Genomic DNA, 23,466 nt, shown 5'->3' with positions numbered 1-23,466 from the left:
CGTAGCTTAGTTCGGAAAAGAAGTTCACATCTCCTCATGAGCGTATCCGCCCGCCGAAGATTAACTTCTCGCGATTATTTCCTGGGCTTTTTTCGGCTCATCCGGGTACGTAATCTGTTTATTCTCGTTCTTACCCAGTACCTTACGCGTATTTTTCTCATTGGCCCGCGCGAAGACTGGCCGGCCATCATCCGTGATCCGGCCTTGGCCTTGCTGGCGCTCTCCACGGCCCTGATTGCCGCCGCGGGCTACATCATCAATGATTATTTTGACGTCAAAATAGACATCGTAAACAAGCCCGAGCGGGTGGTGGTAGGCAGGTACCTGAAGCGCCGCGTGGCCATGGGAGCGCACCAGGTACTGAATGTACTGGGGGTGCTGATTGGGCTCCTGGTGAGCCGCTGGGTATTTCTGGTCAATGTACTGTCGGTCACGATGCTCTGGTTTTACTCGGCCCAGTTCAAACGTTTACCGCTGATCGGCAACCTGGTGGTATCGCTGCTGACGGGCCTGTCGCTGGTGGTACTTACGGTCCATTACCCGGCCAACCGCCACCTGGTCCTGATCTACGCCACTTTCTCCTTTTTTATATCCCTGATCCGGGAAGTCATCAAAGACATGGAGGATGTGCGGGGCGACGAAGCCCACGGCTGCCGTACACTGCCCATCGTGTGGGGGCTCCGGCGTACCAAGCTTTTTTTGTACAGCCTCATCGCCGTCTTCATTCCCAGCCTGTTCCTGATGGCCTACTCGCTGCAGAACCCTCTGCTGGGCTGGCTGTTTTTTGCCCTGCTGGTACCCATCGGCTGGATGGTCTACCGCCTGGTCAAGGCTGATACGCGTCGTGACTTTGCGCAGCTCAGTAGCTGGTGCAAGCTGATCATGCTCCTGGGGCTAACTACTATGCTCTGGGCTTAGCTGGCTTAGTGAAAGCCTACGTTTACTAAGTCAGCTTTCCTGCTAAGGTACTTGTTTGCTATCTTCCCCTTCCAATCATTTAACTTACCCCAAGAACTATGAAAAAAATAGCTACCTTATTTACTGCCCTGTTTTTTGCCGCTTCTTTTCAGAGCAAAGCCCAAAGTTGCATGGGTGTGCCGATGAAAGAAGGATCGGGCTACGAGATGATTTCCTACGACGGAAAAGGGAAAGCGAGCGGTACCATCACGTACAAGATCACGAAGGTATCCTCGGAAGGAGGCCTGACGCTCGTGGAAATGAACATGCAGTCGATGGATAAGAAAGGGAAAGAACAGATGACCAATACCTACAAATTGCGCTGTGATGGTAACCAGATGATGCTGGACGCCAGCTCGATGCTGGGCGAGGAACAACAAAAGATGTTTCAGAATTTTGAAATGAAAATGACTTCCAACGACATCGTGTATCCAGGTAAGCTCACGGCGGGCCAAACCCTGAAAGATGCCTCCATGCACGGTGAGGGGAGTTCCGGGCCGTTGGCGATGACGTTTGACATGGATATCAAGAACCGCAAGGTGGAAGCACAGGAAAAAGTGACCGTACCGGCAGGTACCTTCGACGCCCATAAAATAACCTCTGACATGACCGTAAAAAGTAAAATGGGCATTGGCATGACGCTCGACTTCCAATCGGTATCGTACCGGGCACCGGGGGTACTTTGGGACGTAAAAACCGAAAGCTACCGAAAAGGGAAACTGGTGGGCTACACCGAGCTCAGCAAGATTTTCTAGGCAGGTACCTTGCTCGCAGAAAAACAAAAAAGCCGCTCCGAAACTTCAGAGCGGCTTTTTGAATTCCTAAACCTTTTACATAAGCTTTTTAATGTTAGTATATCTTCTCAGGCTCCGTGTAGCCTGGCTTGTTCTGGAACCAATCTACGTATTGGGTGCCGTTGCTGCCGGCCCACTTGCCGAAGTTGCTGTAAGCGTCCATGATGGACTCCTTCTCGGCGGGGTACTTAAACTGCACCGGGATTTCAATTACCCAGGGTAGGTTGTTGGCCGTTTTGTAGTAGCGTCCGGAGCCAGGCTTGGAAGTATCGTTCAGGGTACCTAGCAGTGCTTTGTCGGCCTTGTCGGTAGGAGCGAAGTTGGGAAGGTGTACTTCGACTTCACGTTTTCCGTTGGTGAAAATAAAGGGGTTGATTTTGGATTGGGCTACTTTGCTTTGGTCCAGCGGAGACGTAAAGTTGATCACGATTTCGTTGGTCGTAGAAGTACCCGCGCCGTTGGCTTTGATGGTGTTGAACATTGAGCCACCTACCCGTTTGATCAAAGGCTCCGGTGTGTCGTAGGCAATGATTACCGCTTTGCTTTGGCCTGCTTCTGTTTTGTTGGCGTTCAGGCTGATACCCCCTTTGGTTAGGCTGCTACCGGTCACCTTGGCAATTTCGGCACTCGTTACGTCGTCCAGCTGGAACCCGAAACCGTTGTCGTAGGAAGCTCCGATGGCCTTCACGATGTAGGTATTCTTAATGTCTACTACTTTGTTGCTGGCGTTAAGTACTTTCGTGATCCGGAAGTATACGATCAGGTCATTGAAGTCATAGTCACCACGGGCAGGCCACAAATCTTCGAAGCCGTAGGTAGCCCAGGTGCTAGCCGTAGGGTAATAAGAGTTAAAAGCGCGGGTCGGGTCGGTGGGGTAGTCATCCTGGTCGTCGGGTACGCCGTCTTTATCGGTGTCCTTGGTAGTAGGCTGGCCTACTCCCTGTGGGTTACAGGCCGACGTAGGGATGTAGTTGTTACAGTTAAAGAAGGCGTTCCATTCGGGCTTGCTGTTGGTGTAGTTGGCGGCACACACGTTCAGGTTGCCGCTGAAAGGCGTGCCTGAGTTGATGTAGTTGAAAGTACCTGTTACCACTACCGTCGACTTGCTGGCACCGGTACCTTCGATGGTACCATCGATCCCGATGTTCTTGGTGTTGAGCTGCGCACCGTTCACGTTCGTGAGTTTTACCCCACTGTTTATTTTGGTTTCGCCACCTACCCCTACGTAAGCGTTGTTGGTGAAGGGGCCGCCGTTGTTGACGATGAAGTTCTGGTTGATCACCAACTTACAGTTATTCACATTCGTAGAGTTGCTGTTGGCCTGGTAGGTACCTTTCACCAGAATGTAGTTGTTGTTGACCATGTTGCGGCCGTTGTTCATGTTATTACCAACCGCTATTTCGCCGTTGTTGGTGAACGTAAAGCTGCCGTTGCTGTTGATGTCCAGGTCGTTATTGACCGTCATTTTGCCGTTGTTTTCGAAATTACAGGCAAAGGCTACGCCGCTGGTGAAACTCAGGTTGGTGGAGTAGTTGTAAATCCGGGCTCCGGAGGCGTTCATGTTCAGGCTGGAGATGCTCACGTTAGAACCTTCCAGGAAGTACACTTCGCAGCTGTTGTTATTGAGGTTAATCCCCAGGTTAGTGGCCGAGCCGCACACCCGAAGTACCCCGCCGTTCATGTTGATGTTACCGCTGTAAGTACCTTTAAGGCCAATCACCTCGCCGGGGTTGATGTTGAGGCTACCGCTGTAGTTTTCATACACTTTAGTAAGGCCCGTGTTGCAATCAAGGCCGGAGTTGGCTTGCTCCCGCAGGGAAACCACCGGGGTAGTTTTCTTAAAATCGGCCGAAACGTAGGCGGAGGTTGCTATTTTTTTTACCTCAGAAGCACCGTACGAATTTATTTTTTCTACGTAGATTTCCGTCAAAGGTGCCGGAACCCGGAACTCAAGCTTGAGGTTTTGGCTGGCATCGGTAAAGCCGGACATAATGAGGTTACCAACGGTAGGAAAGTCGTCGTAGATGTTGATACGAAACTTTTCGCTGGCAAAAGCCGGGTTGCTTACCTTCACATTCAACTGAATGTCGGTCGTAGACTTGAAGTTGAAGCTATCGTCTACTTTCAGATTTTCAATGGAGGTAGGATCGGTCTCGGGGGTAACATTATTGGGCAAACATCCGGCCATCGACGCCAAGAGGCCAACTACCAGAAGAGATTTAGTAAAGCGAATCATGTTGTTGTAAAAGTTTACTATTGGGTGAGGTATTGTTTTTAGCTAGGTTAGGATCGTTTGCGCCGGACGTCCCTTTGATCTACGTTACAAATGTATCCCCTAGTTATTCAGGCCGTGATAAAATTTCGGTAAACGGCGAGTTTGCTCCGGAAAAAGGAAAGAAAGACTCGTTTTTTGGAATTGGTTACTTACTGAAGTTGCCACCATCGGGTACAGCAGGAAAGAGGGCGGTCAAAGGCGGTACTGTTGGGCTTTACGAGACAAAAAACGTAGTTTTACGGCCCGTAACGACCTTTTCTCTGCTTTATGAAACGAATTGCCATTTTTGCGTCCGGTTCCGGTTCCAACGCCGAAAAGATAGCCCAGTACTTTGCCCCAAAGCCCGGCGTTGAGGTGTCGCTCATCCTGACCAATAACCCACAAGCGGGCGTGATTCAGCGAGCCCGTAGCCTGCACATACCCGTGGTCGTTTTCGACCGTAAGGCCTTCTACGATACCGATCGCATTGTGCAACTACTTCAAAATCAAAAAATTGATCTACTAGTGCTGGCGGGCTTCATGATGCTCGTTCCCGAAGCGCTGGTAGCGGCTTTCCCCAATCGCATGCTTAATATTCATCCGGCCCTGCTGCCCCAGTACGGCGGAAAAGGCATGTACGGCCACTATGTACACGAAGCCGTGGTGGCAGCCGGCGAGCGGCAGTCGGGCATTACGATTCACTTTGTCAACGAGCGCTACGACGAAGGGCAGGTCGTTTTTCAAAGTACCTGTCCGGTAGAGCCTGGCGATACACCCGCGGACGTAGCTCGTAAAGTACAGGTACTTGAGCACGAGCACTACCCCCGGGTGGTAGAAGAAGTACTGGCGGATCTCTACTAGGTACCTAGGCAAGAAATAAAGCGCCCCGCGTGCGGCTTTTAGGCCATTCTTCCTTTTTAAGCACCATTCCTCCCAGCTTCGTGAAACTCATCCAACTATTTTTCGTTATATTCGTGAATGTGTAATGGCTACTTGTCGTGTGACTATTAATCGCGTAATTGTTTGACCTCATGAAAATCCTATTTAACGTTTTTCTTATATTTTTGCTTCTAACGGCTTTTGTACCCCCTTTTCGCCGGTTTTTATTCCACTTGCTGGTGGGGCGTCAGCTGGTTAAGGAGCAGAAAAAATACAACCGCGCCCAGCAGAAACCCTCGGGACGCAATGGCATCCACGTGGATCACGTACCCCCGCAGGCCAACGAAACCCGCTTCAAAGGTGGGGAGTACGTGGACTACGAAGAAGTGAAAGACTAGCCCAAGCCTGCCTTTGGCTAAGTAAGGATGAAAACAGTAAGGATTATTAAACGTTTAGGATTAATTTTGCTATTAATGTAAAATTTCCTTCGTGTTTACTAGCCACACTGTCTATTATTTTCATGAAATCCTTACAGTTTACCCTCCTTATAGCGGTAGCAATCGCTTTTCTTTATTACCTGAATCGTTACGCGCCGCGGCCTTCTCCCGGTTTTGAGGCCTTTACAGGCCTGATTGTGTACTTGGTCGCCATCCTGCTGCTACTTTGGCTGCTGGGAATTACCTATAATTCCGTTTGGACTTCTGCTACCTATAAAAAGTACCCCTTGTTTCGGCTGGGGCTCTGGCTGTTTGTGCTGGGGTACTTCTACGCCTGGTCCATCGGACGGGCTATTTATCCCATCTATACCTTCACTAAAGGCAGTGGCCTGAGCCGGGTTTATACCAACGACAATCAGCTGGGCCATCGTACCAAACCCAATTCGGCCGGTGAAAGCTACGTACGTGGGGAGTCTTATCCCGTAGTTCACGACGAGCAGGGGTGCCGCATTCCGGCGGGGTATCAGCACAACTACCGGCGTCCGCTCGTGCTCTTTCTGGGATGCTCGTTTACGTACGGAGATTGCTGCGCCGCCGACAGCACCTTTTCTCACTTTGTGTCGCAGGGACTGGGGGGCGATTACCTCAATGCCGGTGCTAACAGCTACGGGCTGAGCCAGATGCTGGTGCGCGCGCAGGAACTTATCCCAAAATACAAGCCCAATTACGTGGTGGTGGAGCACGCCTTTTGGCTGGCTCAGCGCTCCATGCGCTACTACCAGGACTACCTGGGGGGCAAGTTTCCCATCCCCTATATAAGTACCGAAGGCCTGCGCCCGCCCGTATTTACGCCCCGGGGGCTCGATGTACCCATACGGCAGTTTGAAGACAGCCCGCAGAGCATGCTGGACTACCTCCATTTCTACGCCACGCTGGCACCCAGTTTTGTGTACCAGGATTATAACGAACTGCTAACGGGCGCGCGAGCTTTGCTGGGCCAGATACCTCCGCCGGAGCCCGACGAGGCCAAGGCCAATAACTACGTCTATGAGGAACTGTCGCGGCTGAGCCAGGCCCACGGGGCTACGATGGTTGTGTGGACCATTGGCGGAAGTACCGAGACGGTACCCCTGCCCACATCCGTACAAAAGCTGGGGATACCCGTAGTGCAATCCAATGAGGCGCTTATTAAAAAGTATGATATAAGGAGTAGTGACGAGTACTACCGACACTATGCCCACTGGCAGGTGAGCCCGCAGGGCGACTCCACCCTGGTAGACCACCACCCCAACGTGGAGGCGCACCGCATCATTGCCGACGAAATGCTGACGACCCTTCGCAGCCTGGCGCAAACTAGCCAGGATACCGCTGCACCACAAATAACCTCAGCCCAGGACTTGAAAGCGGCGAAAGCTACCCGCAAGCCTACTCTCTGAGCGGTTGGTTAGGAAGTAGGCCTAGCCTCTTCGTTGTTATAGTTTTTGATCTGCTCTAAAAGGTCCATGGCCTTCATCACCGGCGTCCATTCTTTTCCTTCAAAGATCAACCGAAACCATTTTTGATTCCGGTTTTCGTACTTGATGTGGAAAAAAAGCCAGAGAGCCAGGTACGTACATGAAACCGTAGCTAGGGCCTGGATGAAGTAAAAGGTACTATTTCCTTCCTGAAACATCCCTTTATTTAAATAAAACGTGGTCCAGACGGGTAGCTGAAGAAAAAGTAGACGCGTAACCCAAAGCGTGGATGTGGTCAGCTGGGCGATTCTTTTTTGGGTCGTCACGATCGGATCTGTGATGGTGACCCGCTGGATGAGCAGGGATTGATAAAGGTATACGCCTAGGGCTAGTTTGGTCAGTAATACCTGAATACCGGCTGAAATCAGAAAAAAGAGATTGGCTGCCGGAAATATGTTGATCAAGATGATATCTACGAAGGCCACCCACAGCACGCCCACTGCCAGGGTAAAAAGCTTCAAAGGCTTCATGGAGGCTAGCAGCGACTGAACCTTGATTTGGGTCATATCTTCGGCGTTTTTCTGATGAAGTACCAGGGCTTGTTCCAGTTTTTGGTCGTACGATTTCCAAAGGGCTAAAATTTCTTTGTCTTCCATGTTGGCTAGGTTTTTAAGGTTGAAAATTTTTGTTTCAATCGGGATTTGATGCGCCCTACTTTGGTGGCTACGTTGGTTTCGGAGAGACCCATGATCTCCGCTATTTCTTTGTGGCTCTTTTCTTCGAGATAGAGTAACATCAGCGCTTTGTCCAGCTCTTTTAGCTCGGAAATAAATTGCTGTAAAAGACCTAGGTGTTCTTCTACTTCGTCGGGGGTACTTGCTTCCTGAACGTGCAATAGCTCGACCGACAGCGCATCAGAAAGGTTTCTTCGGCGGTTTTCTTTCCGATAAAAAGAAATGGCTACATTCAGCGCAATGCGATAGATCCAGGTCGAATATTTATACTGATCGGTGTAGCGATCAAAGGACTTCCACAGCTGGCCAATCATTTCCTGGACAAGGTCTTGCCGGTCTTCACGATCCGGACAATAGGAGTTCGCTATTTTATACAGCATCCGTTTGTGGGATTCCAGAACGGCGAGAAATAGATCCGATTTGTCAGCTGCATTCATGGTATTTGCTCTTCCAGATAGTCATCAAAAGGTACTTTTATTTCGTAATTATTCGCGCGGAGGACGAATAAATCACAGCGTAGAAAATAAAAATAGTAAAGCCGCCACTTTGTGCTACCAACAAGCAACTTTACTCCCACCAGGCAGGCTGCCAACGGGCAGAAGGTAGTTCCGTGAAGAATTTCTTACAGGTACCTGCTCACGGAGCTCCTCAAAGTACCCGGTGAGCAAGCGTATAGACCCCACAGTAGGGTTGGGTTTGGTAGAAAATTGGCCAACTATTTCCTCGGCGGCGGTGTAAAGTACCCTGGAACGCTTTTAAAATAGCATATCACCTTAAAAGCAATTCTGTCCAACTTAATATGAAAGAAAAATTGGCTACGCCGGTACGCTGGCTCTTGCTTGTCGTGGGCATTCCGGTGGGTTTATACCTCGGAAAATCCTTTCTGATTCCCCTGGCCATCGGGATGATCCTGGCCATGATGCTGAACCCCGTGCTGGACTGGCTACTCCGGAAAAAAGTAGGAGAGGGCTGGGCCATCACGGCCTGTACGCTGCTGGTTGTTCTATTTTTTGTTTTTCTGGGCGGTCTACTGGCTTTTCAGGTGGGAGCGGTAGCCGAAGATTGGCCCCAAATGCAGCAAAAGGCTAACGAGATGCTGGATCAGCTTCAGGGGTACATTCAAGAGCAGTTTGGGCTTTCGCCCCAAAAACAAATCGAAGAAGCCAAGAAACTACTCACTACGATGGGCAGCGGAGGCGGTGCGATATTGGGGGCGCTGGTGTCGGGCGTGACGGGGTTTCTGCTCATGATTGTGTACGTGGTGCTACTGCTTTCGCAACGGGAGCGCATCAAAGGGGCCATTCTGAAGGCGGTACCCAAAGCGGAGCAACCGCGGGCTCATAAAGCCCTGAAAGAAATCCGGGAGACGGCCGGAGGGTACCTGTGGGGAATCCTGAAAGTGATTTCGATTCTGGCGGCCATGTATGCCGTAGGCTTTCTGATCGGTGGCGTAAAATACGCCGTCCTGATTGCCCTCATCACGGCCCTGTTTGCCATTATTCCGTACCTGGGCAACATCATTGGGGGTAGTTTGGCGTGCCTGCTGGCGCTGGTATCGGGTGATAGCTCGAGCGTGCTGGTAGTACTGGGCGTGATGACCGTGGCGCAGGTGGTGGAGAGCTACTTTCTGGAGCCGTTGATTGTAGGCAGACAAGTAGGTCTGAACCCCTTTATCACCATTGCCTGCGTGGTGGGCTTCAGCGCTTTGTGGGGTCCGGTTGGGGCTATCATTGCCATTCCGCTTACGAGTATTCTACAGATTTCGTTCAAGTACCTTCCGGGTACGGAGCCGCTGGCGTACCTGATGGGTAAAGAAGAAGAATAGCCCGCAGCAAGGTACTTGGCCACGGGCCGGAAGCTACAAAAAGAGTTTTTGATAAAAGGCCAGTCCTTCGCTGGCGAGTTCGTCGGCGCTGTTGGCCAGCGGCCGCCAGATGCAGGCCGCGCGGGCCAGCTCTTTGGATGGCTGCCCAAAGGTTTCGATGACGATTGCGCCTTCGTACCCAATCTCATGCAGGGCTTCTTGGATACCCGTCCATTCCAGGTGGCCCGTGCCGGGCGTACCCCGATCGCTCTCGTTGCCTTGTACGTGGCAAAGGAGGTCTTTGCCAATTTGGCGGATAGCGGCCGGTATGTCTTTTTCTTCGATGTTGGCATGAAACGTGTCCAGCACGATTTTCAGGTTAGGGCTCGCCACTTCGCCCACGATCGAAAGTGCCTGATCTACGGTATTGATCATGTCGGTTTCAAAACGATTCAACGGCTCCAGACCCACCACCACGCCCAGGTCGACGGCCATTTTCCCAATTTCCTGCAGGATTTCTACGCACCAGGCGCGCTCTTGTTTTTTCTGCTCGTCCGAAACCAGACGGGTTTTTCCCACGGCGGAGTACACCGGCCCGCCAAAAATGGGACTACCTACGTCGGCCGCAATCCGGATGCAATCCATGATGTATTCTTTGCCTAGCTGACGGTAGAAAGGCTCCACGCTGGAAATGTCGCGCTCGGTACCAAAAGCTCCGCTGATGGTTATTTTTAAGTCCAGGTCGCGGGCTACGGTTTTTACCACTTCCCAGTCAATGATACGGGTGTCTTCTACGGCTATTTCCAGGATGTCGTAGCCCATATTTTTGACTTTGGTAAGCAAGTCAATCTGTTGGGTAGAAAAAGGAGAAGCCCAAATAAAGGTACTGGCGCCGAAAAGCATAGGAAAGTACGGGGGATAATGGATGGAGTAAGTAGTACCCATAGCCACGAGTATACACGATAGCTACGGGTACCTGAGATCCGGTTTTATGGCTAGCACTTACTCGTCAAAAGTAGGTACGTTGATACGCTGGCCGCCGTTCATGGCCGACTCGTGGGCACAGATGCCCGCGCAGGTGTAGTTGGCGGCCAGCGCCGCGTCTACGGCCGAGTCCCGGCCTTCGAGAATGGCAGCCACAAACTCTTGCACCAGGTGGGGGTGTGAGCCGCCGTGCCCGGCCCCCTGCAAAAAGGATACGTGGTTGGGATCGTCGATTTTTTCGCGCTTGGTAAAGTGCTTGATGGGTTCGATCAGCCGCTCGTCGGTATCGGGCACGTCAATGCGCTCGGCGTCTTCTCCGCCCGTAAAAAGCACGTGGCTTTCATCCTGAAGCTGCTCCCACTCAAAGGATAACTTGGTGCCGTACACGTCGTAGCTCTCGCGGTACTGACGCACCACATCAAACAGCGAGCGCGTAGCCTCCGCAACAACGTCCGAGTTTTTGAGGGTGAAGGTGGCGGTTTCGACGGCAAACGGTGACCCATAGCGGCTGGCGAGGTCGTCAGACAGCCGACCCGAGCCGTGGCATACTACCGTTTCGGCCTTGGTGTTGTTGATGCGCAGGAGGGGCGAAATGGCGTGCGTGCCGTTGAGCATGGGCGGGTACCCTTTCCAGTATTCGTCCCAGCCTTCCATGCTCATATCCTGGATGTGCGAGCCCCGTACAAACTGAATGCGGCCTAATTGGCCGGTTTCGGCCAGCGCTAGGCCGTACAGAAACTCTCGGGTGTAAAGCGCCGTCTCCATCATCATGTATACCTTGCCTGAGCGGCGCTTGGCTTCTACGATGGCGGTGCAGTCTTCTACAGTCATGGCCATCGGAATGGTGCAAGCCGTGTGCTTATTGGCGTTCAGCGAGGCCAGGGTCATTCGGGCGTGCTCCGGCACGGGCGTCACGATATGGATGGCGTCTACGTCGTCGCGCTGGGGTACGTCTTCAAAATGTTCAAAAACCAGGTTGGGGTCGAGGTTAAATTTGGCCGTCAGTTCGTCACGGGTTTTTTGGCTGCGGGTACAGATACCCACCGCCTTAATGTTGGGGTGACTCTGGTAAATGGGGATAAATTCTTTTCCAAAGCCCATGCCTACAATAACGACGGTAATTTGTTGCTGACTCATAAATGTAATGGGTTGTTTTTAAAGGTATTGAATAAATAAAATAAAGCTTCCGGGCGTAAAAGGTACTTGTCTACCGTTTGGCAGCCCATTTTACGGCATTGCGCAAAATAACTCGGTAAGGCTCGATGGTATGCGAGGCCGCATCGTGGCCCAGAGCGAAGCCGACAATCCGGCCCTTGGGGTACTTTACCACAAACAAACTCGGGAATACTTTGTCCGAATCGGCGGCTTTCGCCGTAGCCAGTACCTCAATGGGGGTACCGGCGGCATCGGGCAGGTAGTAGTACAGCTCATCATCGAGGTTAAAAGTAGCAGGTACCCCTTTGGTGATGGGGTGCTTAGTGTTCGTGATGGTTACGTCGAAGGGGCCGTACTTGTTGTGCCCCTTCGAGCCACCGCCGACGAGCTTCTGGTTGTACTCTGGCCAGTCGGCCCAGTTGTACCACAGGGCCGGGTGCGCCAGCACCAGGCCTTTGCCGGCGTCCACAAAAGCAAAGATGGCTTTACGCGTGGCCTCGTCTTTAATGGGTTGGTTGTTAGACAGGTATAGTACATCAATACCAGGTAGTTTGGCAAGAATCGTGCTGGGGTCATCGGTGTATTCTACCGTTGCGAGGCCGTCTTTCTGAAGCGTCTGGACGTCCTCCTGCTTGTACCAGCGGTCAAAGTCGTGGGAAGAGCCACCCCCTACCAAAAGTACCCGAATGGGTTTTTTCTGGCTGGAAGCCAGGGAGCCGCTTTTCGCGCCAGCCAGGCTCGTTAGTATCAGGAAAGAAAAAGCCAGACAGATGTTCAAAAGAGGATATTTCATGGAAAAACAACAGGATTTAGGATTGATTGGATGAATAAATAAAAATGGGTTTTTATTTCGTAACCCGCAGGATGCCATTCATGCCGCGCCAGTGGCCGGGGAAGGTACATACGTAGGGGTAGTCGCCCGGGGCCGAGGGAGCCGTGAATTCCAGGGTGATGGTCTCCCCTGTATTGACCAGCCGACTGGCATGAAGTACCTCCGGAATCTGGGGCACGTACTGCTTCTCCGCCGCCTTGGGGTCGGTCAGCATCTCGTCGGCGGCTTTACCTACCTTTTGTAAAGTACCTGGTTTGATGATGAGCAGGTTGTGCTGCATTCCGTCGGGGTTTTCCAGGTTAATCACCATTTTTTGTCCGGCCTTGGCGGTAAGTACCTTTTTGTCGTACTGGAGCATGTCGGGCACTACTTTTAGGTCAATCACCAGGGCGTTGGAAGCAGCCTTGCCGGTAGCCGCGCGGGCCGGTACTTCGGGCGGCGTTGCTACCATAGTTGTGGTTCGGTTCAGCTCGAGGACGGCATTCTGAAAATTACCCACAAACCCGAATCGTCCGGCGTAGGTACCTAGTTTATCGTCGCCTTCCACGTCCTCGCCCGTGCGGAGGGTATTGGCCAGCGGAGCCATGAACAGCCCGTGGGCTTTTCCCTGCGCGGCGCGTTTGCCGTCTATTTCGAGGATCATGGTCCCATCTCGGGATAAGTGGGCTACCAGGTCAAATTTGTCGGGGAGTGGCTGGCTGGTTGCCGCCTGGCTCACCATGCCGTGCTGTTTTACCGTCATGACCACTTTCCCGTCCTGGATGTAGAGCGCGTAGCCGCCCTCCTGGCCACCCTGCCCAGCCATAAATCCTTGCAGCGCGCGGTCGGCGGCTTTGGTGATCGTGGCCCGAAGGGTTATTTCCTTGCCGGTCACATCCGGGGGGAATAGCATCGCGTTGCGGCGGCCCAGGGGATATACTTCTTTCTGTAGGGCGCTCAAAATCTGCTCGTTGAATTCCGACTTGCGGTCGTATTTCGTAGCCGCCGCCAAAAAGCCGCGCTCGTGGGTAATCGCGGCCGCTAAAAGTGCTTTGGACAGCCACTTGTCGTTGGCATTTTGTTCTTCCAGTGAAGCCAGAAAAACGGCTTCCCCCATTTTTTCGGACGGGGGTAGTTCCACGAGCGCTACCATAGCCGCCAGGCGGGTATTGAGGTTAGGGTCCTGCATTAATTTTTTGATCGAATCAAAGCTCTGCTCATTTTTGGGAAGTACCTGAGCGGCGGCTTTTCTGACGCCCGCGGCCGGGTGGGAGAGGGCCTGAGAAGCTACCGCCAGCGCTTCGGGCTGGGAGCCATCTAGCAGCCCCAGGCCGTGCAGGGTCCAGAGCGCGTGCACCGCCGGACTGTTCAGCCCGATTTCATCCACCTGTTGGTTGTTCACAATACGGTACAGCTCAGGAGCTACCGAACGATTTTTTGCTTCTACCAAAAGCCGCTGGGCCGTCATGCGCCAAAACATGTTGTCGTTTTTCAGGGCGGCTACCAAGCCGGGCAAATCGTCTTTGGAGAGCTTAAGGGCGGGCTTCTTGGCGGCATTTTTATAAACAACCCGGTACACCCGGCCGTGGCCGATGTCGCGCAGGGGGCTGCTGAAGGCGTTGCCCTGGCCGTGCGGCTGCTCGATGAAGGGCAGGATAAATTCCGCGGGCGACTGGGCCGGTACGAAAACATTGTGCTGGATGATGAAATTGTACCAATCGGCAATCCAGACGGCCCCGTCGGGCCCCACCTGGGCCTGCACCGGGCCAAACCATTCGTCGGAGCTGGCCAGCAAATTCCAGCCGTCTTTTTCCTTAAAACCGGCCCCGTCGGGCTCAATGATGGCGTTATGTACCAAGCGCATGGTGGGCTCGTTGATAAACGCAATGCGGTTCCAGTATTCTTTGGGGAAATCGCGGGCGGTGTAAAAGTGGTGCCCGGCGGCGGCGGTAAAGCCGCCCACTACATCTACCTGGCGCAGGTTGGGCGTGAGGGCGTGGGCGTCGTAGTGGCCGTCGATTTTCTGGATTGACTGTACGGAGGGGTCGGTGCCGGGGATGGTTCGTTGCAGGTACCTGGCGGGCATGGAATAGTACGCGCTGTGGGTGTTGTTGGCCGTCGAAAGAAACACGTTGTTGTCTTCCGAAAAGCCCAGGCCCCAGGTATTGTTGCTGCTGTTGCCCAGGTAGTTGAAGTCGGTGCCGTCGGGCTTGAAGTGGTACACTCCCTGCGGAAACCGGTAGTTCTTGCCCTCGATGGTACCATTAAAGCCGGAGTACCCATTCACGCCCCAGATTTTGTTGTCGAAGCCGTATACCAGGTTGGAGGGACCGGCGTGGGTATCGTTTTTACCCCAGCCGGTCATGAGTACCTGCCGAACGTCGGCCACATCGTCGCCGTTGGTATCTTTCATAAACACAAAGTCGGGGGCCATCGAGACGATGATCCCGCCGTTGGCAAAGACCAGACTGGTCGGTATGTTAAGGCTATCGGCAAAGACCGTGAATTTGTCGGCCCGGCCGTCGCCGTCGGTATCTTCGCAGATTTTGATGCGATCGTTGGAGGCTCCGTCGGTTTCTTTGAAGGTATTGGGGTAATCTACGGACTCGACCACCCACAAGCGGCCCCGCTCGTCCCAGGCCATGGCAATGGGGTTGGTGATGTCCGGCTCGGCGGCGAATAATTGTAGGTCAAAGTCGGCCAGCACCTGCGTGAGCTTGTTGGACTCGGCGGGAGCAAGAGCTTCCTGCATTTTAGAAACCACGTGCCGTTTGGTGTACTGAGCCATGGTGTCGACCTTGTAAATGCTGACGTCGGGAATTTGCAGCGCCGCGATGTGCTCCTGTACCTGCGGGCCGAGGGCCCAAAGTACCCCGTTCCGGACCAGGTCCAGAAAGCCACCGTTGGTCCAGGTTTGGTCCTCGTGGCCGTAGGCGGTATAAAACACGCGGCCTTTGCCCTGGGTCCGCACCCAGGTGTAGGGCTCGCGCACATTGCCTTCCACACGCTCGCCCAATATGATGTTGTCGGGGTTGAGGTTTTTATGTACGTAGGTTTCATCCCAGGTTTCAAAAGGGGCAATGCCTTTCATTACCGGATGATCAGCCACCCGGATGGTATTCTTGAAACGGCCCGTTTTGTGGGAGGCAAATTGCCCGCCGATGGTTTTGAGGTACCATTCCGAATTCAGGAAGCAACCCGCCGCCGAGTGCAGCGGAATGAGCCCCTTCCCGTCTTGTTCCACAAAATCCTTGAGGGCACGCTCTTGCTCGGGCGTAATCACTTCGTGGTTGGCATAAATAATTAATCCGTCGTACTTGCCCAGGTTTTGGGGGTTCAGGTCGTTCGGGTCGGTGGTGTAGGTGAGGTTCACGCCGCTCTGGAAAAGCTTAATGGCCAGCCAGGGCGCGTACTTGCCCGAGTCGTGGTGCTTGCTGTTGTGCCCCAGGAAAAGTACCTCGGCCCGGCGGCCCTCCGCTCGCGTAGGGCTGAATGATTTACCGGATGAATTCATTTTGTTCGGCGCACAGCCCAGGACCAGGCAGCCCGTAAGCAAGGCAAAAAGGTACTTCTTCATTCGTTGCTTCATAGAGATCAAAAGGCAGGGTATAGGTTGAATGTTAGCTACTTGCTTGACGAAAAGAATCGAGCTTTTAGGGGCTACTTGCTTTCGCCAAGAAATAGAAGCTACCTCTAAAAGGGAACGGAGCGTTAAGATTACTTACCGGGCTGCACAAAGTATTTGAACCCTTGGAGTAGCCACGCGCCGAAACGGAGGTTTCTGGTGCGCTGGCTCCGGAAGCCTGGCAAGTACCTTGGGTACTTCTTCCTGGCGACCGAGCGCGGTACCAACAGGTACTTTCAGCCACGCGGTAAACTACTATTTTGGAACCCTGGGCCGAATCCATACTTGTCAAGTCAATCATTTGCCTTATTTTGCGTTTTTAAATCAACATAGCATTCAAAAGCAATTCTCGGAATGAAGAAATTTTTTCTGGCGGTACTGTCGGTTAGTTGGGCTCTGACCCTCGCCGCTCAGCCGGACCGGTGGCAGCAGCGGGCCAAGTACGAAATGAACATCGACTTCGATGTCACGACCCATCGGTACACGGGTACCCAAAAGCTGGTTTATACCAACAACTCCCCCGATACCCTCACCAAGGTTTTCTACCATTTGTACCTGAATGCCTTTCAGCCCGGCAGCCAGATGGACGTACGCTCGCGGACCATCAAAGACCCTGACGCCCGGGTAATGGACCGGATCGTGAAGCTCTCGGAAACCGAAATAGGCTACCAGCGCGTAAAAAGCCTGAAGATGGACGGCCGCGATGTGCGCTACGAAGTACAGGGTACCATCCTGGAAGTGACGCTACCTACGCCCATCCTGCCCAAAACGCAGCATACGTTTGACATGGAGTTTGAGGCGCAGGTACCCCTGCAGATCCGCCGCACGGGCCGCCACAACAAGGAGGGCATTGACTACTCCATGGCCCAGTGGTACCCCAAAATGAGCGAGTACGACTACGAAGGCTGGCATGCCAATCCGTACATTGCGCGCGAGTTTTACGGTATCTGGGGCGACTTCGACGTCAAGCTCACCCTGGACGCCTCGTACGTGGTGGCAGCAACCGGGTACTTGCAAAATCCCGATCAGATCGGGCACGGCTACTCCAAGAAAGCCGTAACCCACAAGAAAGGCCAAAAACTCACCTGGCACTTCGTAGCCCCCGAGGTACATGACTTCGTGTGGGCGGCCGATCCGGACTACCAGCACGACGTGGTGAAGGTAGACGACAACCTGGATCTGCACTTTTTTTACAAAAACGACACCATCAACCATTGGAAAGAAATGGAGCCACTGGCCGTGCGTTGCTTCAAAATCATGAACGAGCGCTTTGGCAGGTACCCTTACAAGCAGTACTCCGTGATTCAGGGCGGCGATGGCGGCATGGAGTATCCCATGGCTACGCTCATTACGGGCCGGGGTACTTTGGGCGCGCTAGTGAGCGTAACGGTGCACGAGTCGATCCACAGCTGGTTTCAGATGCTGCTGGGAACCAACGAGTCGAAGTACGCCTGGATGGACGAAGGCTTCACGACCTACGCCCAAAACGAGGTGATGGCGCAGCTCTTTTCGTCGCGCCTCAACCCGCATCGCAACGCCTACGCCTCCTACCGCAGCCTGGTGGAGTCAGGCCTGGAAGAACCCCTCACCACGCACTCGGACCACTACCACACCAACCGCGCCTACAGCGTGGGCGCTTACTCCAAAGGCGGCGTTTTTCTGCACCAACTGAGCTACATCGTTGGGCAGGAAACCTTCGACCGGGGCATGAAGAGGTACTTTAATGAGTGGAAATTCAAGCATCCCAACCCCAATGATTTTAAGCGGATCATGGAGAAAGAGTCGGGCCTGGAGCTGGACTGGTACCTGGAAGATTGGGTAGGTACCACCAAGACCATCGACTACGGCATCAAGGAAGTAGCGGCCGTGGGCAACAAGACCACCGTTGTGCTGGAGCGGATCGGAAAAATGCCCATGCCGCTGGATGTCGTGGTAAGCTATAAGGACGGAACCCAGGAAAATAGGTATATTCCGCTCGAAATGATGCGGGGCGAAAAAAAGCCGGAGAAAACTTACGCCAACACGATCCTGATGACCGACTGGGCCTGGACCTACCCCGAGTACGGATTTACCATAGACCGGCCCCTGGCGGACATCCAGCGTATTGCGATCGACCCGAGCCTCCGCCTGGCAGATATGGACCTGAGCAACAACGTGTACCCATCGCTGCCCAGCGATACCCCGCGCCTACAGGGCGAAAAGAAGTAGAATAAGGTACCTTGTCGGCTTCTTAACTTAATCTCTAGAAAAATAACACGATGAAAAAGATGAATGTAGTAAGGAGTTGGGCCGTTGCTTTGCTGGCGGTAGTAGGGCTAGTGGCCTGCACGGCCGATAACCTGGTAGGTACCTGGGAAGTAACAGCCTACGAAATGAACCACCCCGGCCAGCAGGGAGTGCGGGTAGAGCATATTGGTACCATTACCTTTCACAAAGACCAGAACGGCGAGAAGGAGATCCAGTATTCGGTGCTGGAACGTACCTTCGCCGACAGTGCGTCCTTTACCTGGACCAAACAGGAGGGGTACGTCACCTTACTAGGGCCGGATTCAGAGTTTACCAAAACCTGGATCGTGGTGGAAGACAAGCGCAACAGCCAGATCTGGCGCTCTACCGATGGCTCCAATACCGTGCAGCTGTTGGAACTCAAAAAGAAGTAGGGTACTTTAAAAATAGAGCAGTAAGGCTGGATTTTTTCGGAAATCCAGCCTTTATCGTAGGTACTTGCCGGATAGGTACTTAGCCACCCGATTCTTGTGCTTGTCGCGAATCGATCAGGAGCTGTCGAACTGCCTCAAAATCAATCTTTTGGGGCGAGGAATACCGGATGCAACCCTTGCCCAGACTTGCCCCCCGCAGCGCCTCTCGGTGGGTATCCAGGACTTCTTTCTGAAGAATATACAGCGAAATGTAGTTTTTCTGGCTATTGAAGGCCACTTCGGCCAGGCCGTTGCGGAGGTAGGTCGGCATGCCGTATAGCATGGTTTCCTGGTAGCCCACGAGCGTTTCGAGGCAAAGCGCGCGCAGCCGGGCCAGCGCCTCGGCTCGCTCGGCAGGTACTTCCAGCAGGTAGGTGTCTACGTCAGGCGCTTGTGATTGCATGGCGTCGCTAGGGTTTGTAGTGTTCAATGATTTCCGCCACACGGCTGGGCTGTTGCGTGCCAATGAGCAGGGTACTTCCTTTTTTGTTTTTGATCCACACCCCTTGGTTGCCGCTAGTATTGTAGACCGTTCCGTACTTCAGCGAAAACCGGATGCCGTAGCCCACAAAGTTGTAGGTGATTATCTCCGCTGAGTCGATGTCGTTCCAGGGGATTAGCTTCTTGACAAAGGGAAAATAGCGCACGAAAATCCCCTCGGCGGTAAAATGGGTGTAGAGCCGCATGAAATAGCATAGCAGGATGACGCCCGCTACGATGAGGAAAGAAAATACCAATCCAACTGAATTCAGGGGCCGATCGCCCCATACCTGACTTGTAAAGTCCCAAAGCCAGATCCCTGCTATGCCCAGTAAGATGGCCCAGAGCCACCACTGGTGCAATCGTTGTTCTTCCCGAAATTCTTTCATAACTCCTTCGCCGTCCGGGTTTCTTATTGATTAATTCTCTTCCGAAAACGCCTTCGTGTTCTTTTTGGTTTGGTGGAGGCGGTAGTTAAAGGTCAGGTTCACTTGCCGTAGGCGCCCCTGGGAGTTGGTTTCGGTGAAAAAATTAGGTCCTTCGGTGATGGACCGGAAGCGGCGCGAATTGAATACGTCCAGTACGCTCAGCGTCAGCGTGGCGTTGTTGCGCAGTACGTCGCGGCTGGCGGCCAGGTCCAGCGTGGCGATGGCCTTGCGCTTGCCCTGGGGCGTAAGCTGGGGGGCTTCGTAGTTGCCGCGGAGCTGCACATCGGTGGTTTTCAGGAGGGTGAGGCGGGAGGTAGCGCGGGCCAGCCAGCTGTAGGTATCGCTCTGGAGCTGGGTGTCGAGGTTGCCGCCGTCGATGATGGCCCGGAAGAAGTTCAGGCTGCCGTCCATTTTCCACCAGGAGTAGAGCGAGTAAGAGCTCGTGAATTCTGCCCCAAAAGAATTTTCCGTGGCCAGGTTTTGGGGGAGGGTGGTGGCGAAGCCCTGCTCATCGACCTGCCGTATCCGCAGGATTTTCCCCGTGGTGTGCCGGTAGTAAATCGACGAGCTCAGCGAACCTTTATCGACGTACTTGATGTGCCCGATCTCGAAGGCGTCCGTAAACTCGGGGTTCAGGTCGGGATTGCCGCTGAAGAAGTTCCGGTTGTCGCTGAAGGTCATGAAGGGGCTCAGGTCGTTGTACTGGGGCCTACGTACCCGGCGGCTGTAGCTGAGCTGCATGGCGTTTTGCTGGGGTAGGTCGTAGGTGATGTGGGCACTCGGAAACAGGTTGACGTAGTTGCGGGGATTCACCTCGTTGGTTTGCCGCAGGGTGGTGGTTACGTCGGTGAGCTCGGTACGTAGGCCCAACTGGTAGGATATTTTGCCCGTTTTGTTGCCCACAATGCCGTACAGCGCGTGAATGTTTTCGTTGTAAATGAAGTAGTTGGTCAGGCCGGGGAGGGGACGCCAGCCGCCCGCTTCGGTTTGCTCAACCACGGTAAAGTCATTGACCATGTTGCGGAAACTGCTGCGCAGGCCGGCCTCAAACTTACCTTCCTTGCCGAAGGGCTGAATGTAGTCGAGCTGGAACAGCAGCTGCCTTTCGGTTTCGTCGTTCAGCGAGCGCTGCAGCAGGTTAGGTACCTCCGAGGGCTTGCCGTCGGGCCGCAGGGTTTGCTGGGCAAAGTACTGGTCCGACTTCTCCCAGTTGTCGAGGTACCTTACGTCCGCCGTGAGCTCGTGGCCTTTGCGTTTAAAGGATTTTTTGTACGAAAGTACGTACTCCGAGTTGGGTTCGGTTTCGGTTTCGTCCTGGGTGCGGTTCGTGATGCTCTGGAGGTTGTTGAGGCTGGATACGTAGTCGAGGTACCTGAAGGATGAAAACCGCTTTCCTTTGCTAATCCGCCAGGTGTAGGCGCCCGTGAGCACGCTCGTGGGGGAGAAAAAATAATCCAACCCGGCGCGGGCGCTGTTGTTCATGCCCTTGAGGTTGTGCGTCGAGTTTTGCTGGGTAAGGAAGGTACTGTCGTTGCGGTAGAGCTCCTGGTAGAGCGCGTTGCGGCCGGGTGTATTCCGGACGGTGGCCGTATAGTTTACGAAGAAGTTGAGGTTCTTGCGGCGGTAGTTTACGTTGGCCGCCGCGCCCAGGTTTTTGGGGTACCCTCCAATTAAATCAAAGGAGCCGTTGAAGCCTTCTTTGCGCTCTTTTTTTAGTACAATATTAATAATGCCCCCCATGCCTTCGGCTTCGTAGCGCGCCGAGGGGTTGGTGATGATCTCCACCCGCTCAATCATACTGGCCTGCAGCTGTTGTAGCCCCGCGCCACCCTTGAGGCTCACCAGGCCCGACGGCCGCCCGTCGATCAGGATGCGCACGCTGTTGCTGCCCCGTAGGCTCAGGTTTCCTTCCACGTCTACGGCTACCGAAGGTACGTTGTTCAGGATGTCGATGGCGGTCCCTCCGGCGTTGGCCAGGTCTTTACCTACGTTGAATATTTTTTTGTCGAGCGAGAGCTCCATCGAACTTTTTTCAGCCTGCACCACCACCTCGTCCAGCGTGCGCGAGGAAGTGATAAGCTTCAAAGTACCCAGGTGGAGGGGAGCCGTAGCGGCCGCCAGCCGAACGTCCGACACGTACAGCGGCAGGTACCCGATGAACTCCGCCAGTACGTAGTAGGTGCCCGGCGCGGTTTCGATCATGAAAGTACCCGTTTCGTCGGTCAGGGAGCCGGTCACGAAGGTACTGTCGGCCTGGCGAAAGAGCCGCACGCTGGCGTAGGCCAGTGACTCATTATTTTGGGTATCAAGCAGTTTTCCCGTCAGCTGATGCCTTCCGCCACTCTGGGCGTAGAGGGAGGTACCTGTGCCCAGCAACAAAATGCAACATAGCCCCATAAACGAAGCAAAGGATGGCAATGAACGGTACATGGAAGGCGTAAAGGTGTTGGCAGGTAAGCTCATGTAAGGGGTTAGATCAATTCAATTAGTAACTCTATACAAACCTGCTAAGGTACCTTTTATACTCAAACCAACGGGAATACGCGCTCTATTTTTCTGAACAAATGCTAAAAAAAAGCTCCTGCCTCTCCGGGGCGCTGAGCCGTGAGGAGAAGCAGGAGCCAAAGTACCCCGCGTGCGGCAGGTACTTGGTTACGGGTGCGAAATCCGGTAGATCACCCCGTTGGTATCGTCTGATACCAGCAGCGAGCCGTCGGCATGTACCGCCACGCCCACCAGCCGGGCAAAGTGCGCACGGTTGTTATTGACCAGAAAGCCCGTCAGGAAGTCTTCGAAGCGGGTAGGTTGGCCGTTTTCAAAGTGGACCCGCACTACCTTGTAGCCCACGGGCGTGCTGCGGTTCCAGGAGCCGCGCATGGCCACAAAGGCATCGTTCTGGTAGTCGGACGGAAAGCGCGTACCCTGATAAAATACCATTTGCATGGGGGCGGCGTGGGCCTGGTAGCCCAGCGACGGCAGGGTAGTTTTCTGGAGGTACTGCTGGTAGGTCGTGTCTCCCGGGGGTCGGTTGCTGGGGTTGTAACGGCCGTCGTCGTAGATGTAGGGCCAGCCATAGTCGGCGTTCTGCAGGATTTTGTTCAGCTCCTCCTTCTGCTCGTTGTCACCCAGCCAGTCTATGCCGTGGTCCATGCCCCAAAACTCGTTGGTCTGCGGATGCCAGCCAAAGCCGACGGTATTACGCAGCCCCTTGGCAAAAACACGCCGGTTGGAGCCGTCTGGATTGGCTTGCAGCATGGTGGCGTGCTCGGGGTTGGGTTCGGGGCAGGAGTTGCAGGTACTGCCAATAGACAGGTACATCTTATTATCTGGCCCGAACGCCAGCGTGCGGTTGGGGTGCTGGCCGCCGTCGGGCAGGTCGTCCAGGAGCATTTGCGGCTGGCCCAGGGAGCCGTCGCCGTTGATAGTAGCTCGGTACAGCTCCTTAACGGATACAATGTACAGCTGGTTGTCGTGAATGGCCAGCCCGTGGGCTTGCTCAATGGTAGCTACGACGCGCTTGCTGTCCGACACGCCGTCGGCGTTGGTATCTTGCAGCAGTGTCACGGTTCCGGCGTCGCGGTCAGAGAAATAGACGTGCCCGGCGCTGCTTACCGCCAGGATACGCGGCTTGCCGAGCTGCTCCGCAAATTTATTCACCTGAAAGCCCGCCGGTACCCTCAGTTGCCGCACGTTTTCGTCACTGGCGGGAGCCAAGGCTGGTTTGAATACATACCCGGCGATTTGGCTGGAGGTAGGATCGTCGTTAGTTTCGGGAATGAACGAATCCCAGAAGTCGCTATCCTTACAGCCCACTACCACACCCGCTAGCGCCGCTACGAGCATCGTTGATTTAACCCATGTCTTCATTGTTTTTAGTAGTTTTAGTTGACGTGTTGAATAGGATTATTAATTGGTACTTGAATACAGTTGTAAAAAAGGGTTGGGTAAGACTCACGATCATTGGCAAGGTA

General features: G+C 53.8%; 19 protein-coding genes. 8 read left to right on the top strand and 11 right to left on the bottom strand.

Annotated elements, in window-relative coordinates; genetic code table 11:
• The first annotated feature begins 36 nt into the window (after positions 1–36).
• Positions 37–918 (top strand): geranylgeranylglycerol-phosphate geranylgeranyltransferase, encoded by an 882-nt coding sequence (locus HNQ92_RS11375; protein ID WP_184174141.1) that lies wholly within the window; start codon positions 37–39, stop codon positions 916–918.
• A gap of 98 nt (positions 919–1,016) precedes the next feature.
• Positions 1,017–1,712, top strand: coding sequence for a TapB family protein (locus tag HNQ92_RS11370; RefSeq protein ID WP_184174140.1), 696 nt, complete (start codon positions 1,017–1,019; stop codon positions 1,710–1,712).
• Between the two features lie 94 nt (positions 1,713–1,806).
• Here the strand turns inward: HNQ92_RS11370 and HNQ92_RS11365 are convergent, their stop codons facing one another.
• Positions 1,807–3,987, bottom strand: coding sequence for an LruC domain-containing protein (locus HNQ92_RS11365; RefSeq protein WP_184174139.1), 2,181 nt, complete (start codon positions 3,985–3,987; stop codon positions 1,807–1,809).
• Between the two features lie 306 nt (positions 3,988–4,293).
• Between HNQ92_RS11365 and purN the strand changes: the two genes are divergently transcribed.
• The 3 genes from purN (at position 4,294) to HNQ92_RS11350 (ending at position 6,757) form a co-directional block, all read left to right on the top strand.
• Positions 4,294–4,866 carry a phosphoribosylglycinamide formyltransferase gene (gene purN / locus HNQ92_RS11360; protein ID WP_184174138.1) on the top strand — a complete coding sequence of 191 codons (573 nt, stop codon included), beginning with the start codon at positions 4,294–4,296 and terminating at the stop codon, positions 4,864–4,866.
• Positions 4,867–5,036: 170 nt separating this feature from the next.
• On the top strand, positions 5,037–5,282 hold the full coding sequence (locus HNQ92_RS11355; RefSeq protein WP_184174137.1) for a DUF4834 domain-containing protein: 246 nt from the start codon (positions 5,037–5,039) through the stop codon (positions 5,280–5,282).
• Positions 5,283–5,404: 122 nt separating this feature from the next.
• Positions 5,405–6,757 carry an SGNH/GDSL hydrolase family protein gene (locus tag HNQ92_RS11350; protein ID WP_184174136.1) on the top strand — a complete coding sequence of 451 codons (1,353 nt, stop codon included), beginning with the start codon at positions 5,405–5,407 and terminating at the stop codon, positions 6,755–6,757.
• An 8-nt stretch (positions 6,758–6,765) separates the two neighbouring features.
• Here HNQ92_RS11350 and HNQ92_RS11345 read toward each other — a convergent pair whose 3' ends face one another.
• Together HNQ92_RS11345 and HNQ92_RS11340 are read right to left on the bottom strand one after the other, a co-directional pair.
• Positions 6,766–7,431, bottom strand: coding sequence for a hypothetical protein (locus HNQ92_RS11345; RefSeq protein WP_184174135.1), 666 nt, complete (start codon positions 7,429–7,431; stop codon positions 6,766–6,768).
• A gap of 5 nt (positions 7,432–7,436) precedes the next feature.
• The gene (locus HNQ92_RS11340) at positions 7,437–7,946 is read right to left on the bottom strand and encodes an RNA polymerase sigma factor (protein WP_184174134.1); all 510 of its coding nucleotides are present in this window, start codon (positions 7,944–7,946) and stop codon (positions 7,437–7,439) included.
• Positions 7,947–8,308: 362 nt separating this feature from the next.
• Here HNQ92_RS11340 and HNQ92_RS11335 point away from each other — a divergent pair, with 362 nt between their 5' ends.
• Entirely contained in the window at positions 8,309–9,334 is a 1,026-nt protein-coding gene (locus tag HNQ92_RS11335) for an AI-2E family transporter (RefSeq protein ID WP_184174133.1), read from the top strand.
• A gap of 33 nt (positions 9,335–9,367) precedes the next feature.
• Here the strand turns inward: HNQ92_RS11335 and HNQ92_RS11330 are convergent, their stop codons facing one another.
• The 4 genes from HNQ92_RS11330 to HNQ92_RS11315 all read right to left on the bottom strand — a co-directional run bounded on the left by HNQ92_RS11330 (position 9,368) and on the right by HNQ92_RS11315 (position 15,840).
• The gene (locus tag HNQ92_RS11330) at positions 9,368–10,216 is read right to left on the bottom strand and encodes a sugar phosphate isomerase/epimerase family protein (protein WP_184174132.1); all 849 of its coding nucleotides are present in this window, start codon (positions 10,214–10,216) and stop codon (positions 9,368–9,370) included.
• A gap of 99 nt (positions 10,217–10,315) precedes the next feature.
• The gene (locus tag HNQ92_RS11325) at positions 10,316–11,434 is read right to left on the bottom strand and encodes a Gfo/Idh/MocA family protein (RefSeq protein ID WP_184174131.1); all 1,119 of its coding nucleotides are present in this window, start codon (positions 11,432–11,434) and stop codon (positions 10,316–10,318) included.
• Between the two features lie 70 nt (positions 11,435–11,504).
• Positions 11,505–12,245, bottom strand: a complete 741-nt coding sequence (locus HNQ92_RS11320; protein WP_184174130.1) for a ThuA domain-containing protein — start codon at positions 12,243–12,245, stop codon at positions 11,505–11,507.
• 52 nt (positions 12,246–12,297) lie between these two features.
• Positions 12,298–15,840, bottom strand: coding sequence for a PVC-type heme-binding CxxCH protein (locus HNQ92_RS11315; protein WP_184174129.1), 3,543 nt, complete (start codon positions 15,838–15,840; stop codon positions 12,298–12,300).
• Between the two features lie 402 nt (positions 15,841–16,242).
• Between HNQ92_RS11315 and HNQ92_RS11310 the strand changes: the two genes are divergently transcribed.
• Together HNQ92_RS11310 and HNQ92_RS11305 are read left to right on the top strand one after the other, a co-directional pair.
• Entirely contained in the window at positions 16,243–18,096 is a 1,854-nt protein-coding gene (locus HNQ92_RS11310) for a M1 family metallopeptidase (protein WP_184174128.1), read from the top strand.
• Between the two features lie 50 nt (positions 18,097–18,146).
• Positions 18,147–18,548: a hypothetical protein gene (locus tag HNQ92_RS11305; protein ID WP_184174127.1), complete on the top strand. Its 402-nt coding sequence runs from the start codon at positions 18,147–18,149 to the stop codon at positions 18,546–18,548.
• Between the two features lie 79 nt (positions 18,549–18,627).
• Here HNQ92_RS11305 and HNQ92_RS11300 read toward each other — a convergent pair whose 3' ends face one another.
• The 4 genes from HNQ92_RS11300 to HNQ92_RS11285 all read right to left on the bottom strand — a co-directional run bounded on the left by HNQ92_RS11300 (position 18,628) and on the right by HNQ92_RS11285 (position 23,362).
• On the bottom strand, positions 18,628–18,990 hold the full coding sequence (locus tag HNQ92_RS11300; RefSeq protein WP_184174126.1) for a DUF1801 domain-containing protein: 363 nt from the start codon (positions 18,988–18,990) through the stop codon (positions 18,628–18,630).
• A 7-nt stretch (positions 18,991–18,997) separates the two neighbouring features.
• Positions 18,998–19,456, bottom strand: a complete 459-nt coding sequence (locus tag HNQ92_RS11295) for a hypothetical protein (RefSeq protein WP_184174125.1) — start codon at positions 19,454–19,456, stop codon at positions 18,998–19,000.
• 30 nt (positions 19,457–19,486) lie between these two features.
• Positions 19,487–21,925: a TonB-dependent receptor domain-containing protein gene (locus tag HNQ92_RS11290; protein WP_425504288.1), complete on the bottom strand. Its 2,439-nt coding sequence runs from the start codon at positions 21,923–21,925 to the stop codon at positions 19,487–19,489.
• A gap of 222 nt (positions 21,926–22,147) precedes the next feature.
• Positions 22,148–23,362, bottom strand: coding sequence for a PQQ-dependent sugar dehydrogenase (locus HNQ92_RS11285; RefSeq protein WP_184174124.1), 1,215 nt, complete (start codon positions 23,360–23,362; stop codon positions 22,148–22,150).
• Positions 23,363–23,466: the final 104 nt, after the last annotated feature.

The organism is Rhabdobacter roseus (genome assembly GCF_014202275.1).
In the GTDB taxonomy this organism is placed as follows: domain Bacteria; phylum Bacteroidota; class Bacteroidia; order Cytophagales; family Spirosomataceae; genus Rhabdobacter; species Rhabdobacter roseus.
Note: the sequence above shows the minus strand (reverse complement) of the source record. Positions and strands in the feature narration are given on the sequence as shown.